Origin of the sequence: Geminicoccus sp. (assembly GCF_035556675.1) — a bacterium.
Taxonomy (GTDB): Bacteria; Pseudomonadota; Alphaproteobacteria; order Geminicoccales; family Geminicoccaceae; genus Geminicoccus.
The window spans coordinates 1-7167 of sequence record NZ_DATMFZ010000014.1 but is presented as its reverse complement, the minus strand read 5'-3'; the positions used below and the strand labels follow the sequence as shown (position 1 = coordinate 7167).

Sequence of the window (7167 nt, the reverse complement as noted above, 5' to 3'; positions counted from 1 at the left end):
TCGAAGGACGCGGTCGGCGGCTCGGTCCTGAACGGGATGAGCATGCGGCACATCCTGTCGGCCGGGCTGGCCGCGATGCCGGTGAACTCCGACGGCGTGCCGTTCGACTGCTCGCACATCTATGCGTCGGGCAACATCGCCGGCGACATGATGGCCAATGCCACCGCCGAATCGACCGGCCGGGTGCTGGCGACCCGGCTCTACAACATGACCGACGACCCCGGCATGAAGGACATGCTGGCCTTCCTGATCGCGCGCGACACCATGCACCAGCAGCAGTGGCTGGCGGTGATCGAGGAACTGGGCGGGCCGACCAAGCAGTTCCCGATCCCGAACAGCTTCCCGCAGGAGCAGGAGCACCAGGAATATTCCTATGTCTATCTCGGCCACATGAAGGACGGCTCGGTTCCGCAGGGCCGCTGGACGTCCGGCCCCAGCCTGGACGGCAAGGGGCAGTTTTCGGCAGCGGTATCCGAGCCGCTGGGCGGCATACCCAGCTTGGCGCCGGCACGGCCCGATTCCGGCGCGCAGGCGGACCAGACCTCGAAGTCGGGGATGACCGGCGTGATCGGCGGCGTCGAGGGCGCCATCGAACGCAAGCTCTAGGGCCGGCTGCCGCTGGCCTGTGATCTCCGTCACAGGCCAGCGGCACCTCCTTCGGCTACGGAATCCGGCAAACCGGCCGTGCTGGCAGCGCGCGGATCCTCCCGGAGAACCAGATGAGCCCCTTGCCGCCGTTCGTCCGCAACGGTCTGGATGCCCCGCAGATCGACCTGTCCCTGCTCGGCATCGAGCTGCGCGTCCTGATCCCGGCCGCCGCTTCCGGCGCCGGCATCTGCCTGATGGAGGAGGTCACCCGGCCGGGCAGCGGCCCGCCGCTGCACGTCCATGAGGACCAGGAGGAATGCTTCTACTTCCTGGAGGGCAGCTACCTTCTGCGGGTGGGCGATGCGGAATGGCGGGTGGGTGCTGGCGACGTGGCGGTGGTCCCGCGCGGCGTCCCGCACGCGTTCGCCAATCTGGGCGTGACGTCCGGCCGGCTCCTGTTCACCCTGACCCCGGCCAAGTCCGGCGAGCAGTGCTTTCTCGACCTGGCCGAACTGCTCCGGGCCGGCCGGCCGACGCCCAAGGAAATCAATCGCCGCCTTGCCGGTCACGGCTTCACCCTGGTGGGCGAGCCGCTCCTGCCTTCCCGCTGAGCGTTCCCATCCGCAGCGGTTCGCACTATGCCGCAGGCAACGATCTCGCGGATGGAGGCCTTCGACATGCTCTACGCCCTGGGCGACGACACCCCGCAGGTGCACCCGGAGGCCTGGGTGGCGCCCAGTGCGGTGCTGATCGGCAAGGTCGTGGTCGAGAAGGGCGCCTCGGTCTGGTTCGGCGCGGTGCTGCGCGGCGACAACGAGCCGATCACGGTGGGCGAGGGCTCGAACGTGCAGGAAAACTGCGTCCTGCATACCGATCCTGGCTATCCGCTCACGATCGGCCGTGACGTGACGGTGGGCCATCTCGCCATGCTGCATGGCTGCACGATCGGCGACGGTGCCCTGATCGGCATGTGCGCGGTCGTGCTGAACGGCGCGGTGGTCGGTGCCGGCACGCTGGTGGGCGCCAAGGCGCTGGTCGGCGAGCACAAGCAGATGCCGGAGGGCAGCCTGATCCTGGGCGCGCCCGGCAAGCCGGTGCGCACCCTGACCGAGGCCGACCGCGCGCGGATGCGCAAGGGCGCCAGGTTCTATGTCGAGCGCAGCGCCGAGTTCCGCCGCCAGCTGCGGCCGCTCGGCTAGCGCCGTTCGGCCAAGACAGCGGCCGGCGGGGGATCATTCCAGGTTGGTGTGCCGTGCCCGCATGGACTCGGCCGTCTCGCCGACCCGCTCGCGCAGCTTCAGGATCGCGAACTCGAAGAACAGCATCTGCGCCGTCTCGAACAGGGAGCCCATCGGCAGCACCGACTGGCGACTGCCCTGATCGTCGGCCATGGTCTGTGCCGGCAGATGGACGACCACGTCGGCCAGCCGTGCTGCCGGACCTTCCGGCTGGGCGGTGATCAGCGCCACCCTGGCACCGGCGTCGCGGGCGATCTGCATGAGCGTCTCGGTGGTCCGCAGCTTGCCGGGCCCGATCGAGACGAACAGGAGGTCGCCCTGGCCGAGCGGTGGCACGGTCATGTCGCCCACCACATGGACGTTGCGGCCCATATGGAAGAGGCGCATGGCGAAGCCGCGCATCTGCAGGCCCTCGCGGCCGAGGCCGTGCAGCGCCACCGTCCGTGCCGCCACGATGGCGTCGAGCAATCCGTCGGCTGCGTCCTCGGGCAGCCGGCTGAACACCTCGCCCAGCTCACGCAAGGCACCCTGGGCAAGCTGGTGCATGGACAGTCCGGTCAAGTGTCGATCCTCCCTTGGGCCTTTGCGGCGCCGGGAGGGTTAGCGTTCCAGGGCCGGCATGACCAGGGCCCGCCTTCTGGAGACGGGCCCGGTCGCTGCGGCCGGCTGACGGCGTCAGCCGCGTGACTTCTCCTTGATCGGTGATTCATCCCCATCGGCCGGGGTGGACATCAGCCATTCCTTGAAGGTGATCGGCGTGCGCTGCGGCACGACGCTGTCGATGGCGGCACGGAGACCCTTGGAGGTCTTGTCATCGTTGATCAGTGCCTTGGCGACCCGGCGGATCAAGGTGACGTCAGGTTCGCGCACGCAAACCTCGACTCGCTTCATGCCGCGTTCGGCCAAGCGCCGACGATGTTCTTGGAGTGCCTGACTCATTTGCGCATCTCCCACTCATGAAATCGACACGAGAGCTGTTGGACCGCTGAGGCACCCAGGGATGTGCACGTCCTGGTGGAGTAACGGGTAACCCGAAACACAACAGAAGTGAACAATATCGTCTGAGGCATGTCCAGGCGTTTCCTGACCGGACGGACAAGTCGCGCAACACGCGAACTCGTCGAAGCGGGGTGACCGCCCGAACCAAGCAACCCGCCGTCAGATCGGCTCTTTCCGGCATCAAGTCGAGGGAATTCAGTCGCATTTCCGGCTCGTGCAATCGATTGCTCCGGAGCGTCGTGGTGTCTTGATAACATGCATTTCATCAACCATACGTTCGGCGCTCATCTGAGGGGTCGTCCGGTCCCACCTGCCTCGCCAAGCGGATAGCGCTGGCCGCGTGTCCGGTGGCAGGCTTATGCCTGGGCTGGCCAGTTCCGCCCTCGTCCCAAGCCAGGCAGCCTCATGACCCGCGCTCAATCCTCATCCGTCCCCCCGCGCCCGACCGCCGGCTCCGGGCGGCGGCAGCATCGGCGCTGGCTGCTGGTGGCAGGCGGTCTGTTTCTCGCCAGCGCCGCCCTGATGCTGCACTTGGGCCTGAACGTGCTCTGGGGTGTGGTGCCGAACCAGAGCGTGGCCATCTCTGCGGAGGATCGGGCGTTTGCCCGCCAGTTCAAGGCTCATCTGGCTGCCAGCCCGCAGGTGGACCTGGCCGGCGAGACCGCGTTCCCCTGGCAGGTCGTATGCGTGATCGAGCCGTTCGAGCTGGACGACGCCAGTCTGCGCGAGGCGCTGCATGCGGGCGGGCTGCCCGAGGAGCCGGTGGAATTGCCGGGCGGGCCGGTGGCGATCCCGCAGCCCAACTGGCTGTTCGCGTTCATCGACGGCCACCGGGTGGTGCGTGCCATCGCCTTCCATCACCGGGAGATCGAGCCGCGCCACGGCCCGTACTGCGTGCCGCGCGAGCGGGCGCGCTTTGCCGGCTTCGGCCATTCGGGCGAGGCGTTCACCATCGACCTGGTGCCCTGGTCCTGAGCCTGCCGGGCCGGGCTGGCGCCGCGACGGCAGGAGCCGGCCTGACTAGGAATTGCATCGGCACTGTCACGACGGGCAGCGCTGCGATGCCGCCGGGGCGGCGGTGATCATCTCGCTTGCGGGTTGAGCAAGCTGAAACTTGCCAAATTGAGCTGCCCGGGCATCGGATCCGCCATCGGCACGTGACGGAACGAAGCCATTCAACTGTCAGGTCGAGACGTATACTCCTTCAGATCTCGAACAATTGCTCGGGCCTCGAAAGCGGACCGGGCCGTGACGCCGCTGCACGATGCCGCCCAGGCAATTGCCGCGGGCATGCCGGGCTGCCCGTCGGTCGAGGCAGTGGCATGCGGGGGATCGAGGCGTTGCTGACCAGACGGGCGAATCGCCGCCTCGCCCCGGCCTGCGGCCCCGACCGGCGGGGTTCGTCGCGAACCGGCCGCGATCTTAATCCATCTTGGTGTCGATCCGGTCGGCTGCGCTAGCCTGGGGCGATGACGCCGCCACCAACCCCCTGCACCACCGACCGTACCGCCGACCGGCTGCTGCACGCCCTGAAGTCGGGCGGACCGCAGGTCGCCGCTGCTCTGGCCGACCGGTTGTCGATCACCTCCTCCGCTGTCCGCCAGCATCTGGATCGATTCCTGGCCCTTGGCCTGGTGGCGTTCGAGGACCGGCGGGAGGGCGTGGGTCGGCCCAGGCGCTACTGGCATCTGACGGCCGAAGGGCAGGCGGGCTTCCCCGATCGCCATGCCGGGCTGGCCCTGGAACTGCTGGCGGCCGTGCCCGCCCTGTTCGGCAGCGACGGGCTGCAGGCGCTGATCGAGGCCTGGACGGCGGCCAGTGCCGACCGCTACCGGACGGCGCTCGCCGGGCTGGCCGAGCCGGCAGCGCGCCTGGCTGCCCTGGCCCGGCTGCGCGCAGACGAGGGGTTCATGGCGGAACTGGAGGAGGATGGCGGCGACCTCCTGCTGGTCCAGAAACACTGCCCGATCATGGCGGCCGCCGGTGCCTGCCAAGCCCTGTGCCATGCCGAGCTGGCCATGTTCGGCGAGCTGCTGGGGCCGGAGGTCGAGATCCGGCGGATCGAGCACATCGCCGCGGGTGGCCGCCGCTGCGCCTACCGGGTGCGCGCGGCGGTCTGAATGCCGGGCCTACTTCACGCTGCCCAGCGACAGGCCGCGCACCAGGGCGCGCTGCAGCAGCGCGAACACCACCGCCACCGGTACGGTCGCCGCGAAGGTCGCGGCCATGACATGGTGCCAGTTGATCTTGTAGGCGCCGCCGACCAGGGTGAAGATCTGCAGGGTGAGCGGGTATTTCTCGTTCGAGCGCAGGATGGTCAGCGCCAGCACGAACTCGTTCCAGCAGTTGATGAAGGTGAAGATTCCGGTGACCGCGAGGGCCGGCAGGGCCAGCGGCAGGAACACCCGGACCAGCGACTGCAGACGGGTGGCACCGTCGATCCAGGCCGCTTCCTCGATCTCCTTGGGAATCGTCCGGAAGTAGCTGGACATCATCCAGGTGGCGAAGGCGAGGTTGAAGGCGGCATAGGCCAGCACCAGCGCCCACTGGCTGTCGACCAGCCCCATCGCCGCCATCAGTCGGAAGATGCCGATCACCAGCACGATCGGCGAGAGCATCTGGGCCACCAGCAGGAACTGCCGGTACAGTCCCTGGCCATGCCAGCGCAGCCGCGCCAGGGCGTAGGCGGCGGGGATCGCGACCAGCAGCGAGAGCACGGTGCCCGCAGTCGCGATCAGGAGCGAGTTGACGAGCGCCGTGCCGAAGCCGGTGGCGCTCCACATCTCGACGAAGTTCTCGAACGCGAGGCGGCTCGGCAGCCAGGTCGGCGGGAAGACGAAGATCTCGTCGCCGGGCTTGAGTGCGGTGCTCAGCATCACCGCGTAGGGGAACAGCGCCACCACGGCGAAGGGACCCAGCACCAGCCAGAACAGGATGGAGCGCTTCAGCTTGCGGGTCACGCGCCCTTCTCCTCGGAGCGCCTGGCCAGGACGATATAGGCGGCGGTGAACATCAGCAGGATCGCGAACATGATCAGCGACATGGCCGCGGCCGTGTCCAGGCGCCCGTAGCGGAACGCCAGCTTGTAGAGATAGGTGACCAGGATGTCGGTCGAGTTCGCCGGCTCGCCCTGGGTCAGCACCCAGATGATCGGGAACGAGTTGAACACGTTGATCACGTTCAAGACGATCGCGATCTGCAGGAACGGCTTCATCAGCGGCAGGGTCATCCAGCGGAAGCGCTGCCAGCCGGTGGCGCCGTCGATGGTGGCTGCCTCGTAGACGTCGGCCGGGATAGAGGACAGCCCGCCCAGCAGCACGGTCGCGGTGAACGGGATCGAGACCAGGATGCCGATCGCGATCTCGATCGGGAAGGCGGTGTCGAAGCTCGCCAGCCATTCCACCGGTCCGTCCAGGATGCCCAGCTGGAACAGGGTGGCGTTGATCATCCCGTACTGGCCGTTCAGGCTCCAGCGCCAGACGATCGCGGTCATCGCCAGCGAGATCGCCCAGGGCAGCATCACGATCACCCGGGCGAGGCCCCGGCCGTAGAAATCCTCGTTCAGCATCACCGCGATCGGGATCGACAAGAGGATGGCGCCGCCCACCACGGTGACGGTCCAGAGCACCGTGCGCCACAAGGAGGCGAAGAAGATCGGGTCCGCGAACAGCTTGGCGAAGTTGGCGAGGCCGGCGAAGTCCCGGACCTTGCCGAACCGGTTCACCTCATGCAGCGAGGTATAGACGACATCGTAGATGGGATAGCCGATGATCCAGAGGCTGAGCGCCAAGCTCGGCAGGATCAGCAGCAGGGCCGTCAGGGTGCGCGTGCGGTCGAGCATGGTGGCTCCGCGCTCATCCGAGCGCATCGTCTCCGGAAGTGTCCCGGCGGACCATGCAGGTTTCGTGCCTGATGGCCCGCCGGGCGGCTGAGCTTACTGCTGGATGAGCTCGTCGATCTTAGCAGCAGCGTCGGTCAGCGCCGCTTCCGGCTCGGCCTGACCCTGATAGATCTGCTGCAGCGCTGCCGATGCCGTGTCGGACGCGGCTTCCCAGTTCGGGATCAGCGGCGCGAACTTGGCGTAAGGCAGCATCTCGGTGAATGCCTTGAGCTGCGGGTCGTCGGCGAACACCGGGGCCGCGGCCTCGGCCTTCATCACCGGCAGGAAGCCTTCCTTTTCGGAAAACGCGATGCGGTTCTTGTCGCTGAACGCCGCCTCCTCCAGGAACTTCCAGGCCTCCTCCTTATGCTCGGAGTCCTTGAAGATCATGATCGTGTCGGTGACGCCGTAGGTCGCCTGGACGGTGCCCTTCGGGATCGGCGCCAGGCCGTAGTTGAGGTC

10 protein-coding genes are annotated in these 7167 nt (G+C 67.7%); 5 read left to right on the top strand and 5 right to left on the bottom strand.

Annotation, left to right across the window (positions count from 1 at the left end; genetic code table 11):
* The 3 genes from VNS22_RS01210 to VNS22_RS01200 all read left to right on the top strand — a co-directional run.
* Positions 1 to 606 (top strand): manganese catalase family protein (locus tag VNS22_RS01210; RefSeq protein ID WP_325728775.1); only part of this gene is annotated, 606 nt, incomplete at its 5' end.
* Positions 607 to 719: 113 nt separating this feature from the next.
* Positions 720 to 1199 carry a cupin domain-containing protein gene (locus VNS22_RS01205; protein ID WP_325728773.1) on the top strand — a complete coding sequence of 160 codons (480 nt, stop codon included), beginning with the start codon at positions 720 to 722 and terminating at the stop codon, positions 1197 to 1199.
* A 51-nt stretch (positions 1200 to 1250) separates the two neighbouring features.
* On the top strand, positions 1251 to 1787 hold the full coding sequence (locus VNS22_RS01200) for a gamma carbonic anhydrase family protein (RefSeq protein WP_325728770.1): 537 nt from the start codon (positions 1251 to 1253) through the stop codon (positions 1785 to 1787).
* Between the two features lie 33 nt (positions 1788 to 1820).
* On the opposite strand, the gene hxlB is transcribed toward VNS22_RS01200, so the two are convergent.
* Positions 1821 to 2387 (bottom strand): 6-phospho-3-hexuloisomerase, encoded by a 567-nt coding sequence (gene hxlB / locus VNS22_RS01195; RefSeq protein ID WP_325728767.1) that lies wholly within the window; start codon positions 2385 to 2387, stop codon positions 1821 to 1823.
* 114 nt (positions 2388 to 2501) lie between these two features.
* A complete protein-coding gene (locus tag VNS22_RS01190; protein ID WP_325728765.1) occupies positions 2502 to 2765 on the bottom strand; it encodes a hypothetical protein in 264 nt (87 codons plus the stop codon).
* Positions 2766 to 3311: 546 nt separating this feature from the next.
* Here VNS22_RS01190 and VNS22_RS01185 point away from each other — a divergent pair.
* Positions 3312 to 3800, top strand: a complete 489-nt coding sequence (locus VNS22_RS01185) for a hypothetical protein (protein WP_325728763.1) — start codon at positions 3312 to 3314, stop codon at positions 3798 to 3800.
* A gap of 494 nt (positions 3801 to 4294) precedes the next feature.
* Positions 4295 to 4945, top strand: coding sequence for a helix-turn-helix transcriptional regulator (locus tag VNS22_RS01180; protein ID WP_325728761.1), 651 nt, complete (start codon positions 4295 to 4297; stop codon positions 4943 to 4945).
* A 9-nt stretch (positions 4946 to 4954) separates the two neighbouring features.
* On the opposite strand, the gene VNS22_RS01175 is transcribed toward VNS22_RS01180, so the two are convergent.
* The 3 genes from VNS22_RS01175 to VNS22_RS01165 form a co-directional block, all read right to left on the bottom strand.
* The gene (locus VNS22_RS01175; protein ID WP_325728759.1) at positions 4955 to 5785 is read right to left on the bottom strand and encodes a carbohydrate ABC transporter permease; all 831 of its coding nucleotides are present in this window, start codon (positions 5783 to 5785) and stop codon (positions 4955 to 4957) included.
* Positions 5782 to 6666: a sugar ABC transporter permease gene (locus VNS22_RS01170; RefSeq protein ID WP_325728757.1), complete on the bottom strand. Its 885-nt coding sequence runs from the start codon at positions 6664 to 6666 to the stop codon at positions 5782 to 5784. The genes VNS22_RS01175 and VNS22_RS01170 overlap by 4 nt, the downstream gene beginning before the upstream one ends.
* 93 nt (positions 6667 to 6759) lie before the next feature.
* Positions 6760 to 7167: extracellular solute-binding protein (locus tag VNS22_RS01165; protein WP_325728754.1), on the bottom strand; the 408-nt coding region annotated here is incomplete at its 5' end.

What these genes read in the sequence shown, in the direction of transcription:
- VNS22_RS01205 (WP_325728773.1), top strand. Translation starts at nt 720, where the DNA reads ATGAGCCCCTTGCCGCCGTTCGTCCGCAACGGTCTGGATGCCCCGCAG.
- VNS22_RS01200 (WP_325728770.1), top strand. Translation starts at nt 1,251, where the DNA reads ATGGAGGCCTTCGACATGCTCTACGCCCTGGGCGACGACACCCCGCAG.
- VNS22_RS01190 (WP_325728765.1), bottom strand. Translation starts at nt 2,765, where the DNA reads ATGAGTCAGGCACTCCAAGAACATCGTCGGCGCTTGGCCGAACGCGGC.
- VNS22_RS01180 (WP_325728761.1), top strand. Translation starts at nt 4,295, where the DNA reads ATGACGCCGCCACCAACCCCCTGCACCACCGACCGTACCGCCGACCGG.
- VNS22_RS01170 (WP_325728757.1), bottom strand. Translation starts at nt 6,666, where the DNA reads ATGCTCGACCGCACGCGCACCCTGACGGCCCTGCTGCTGATCCTGCCG.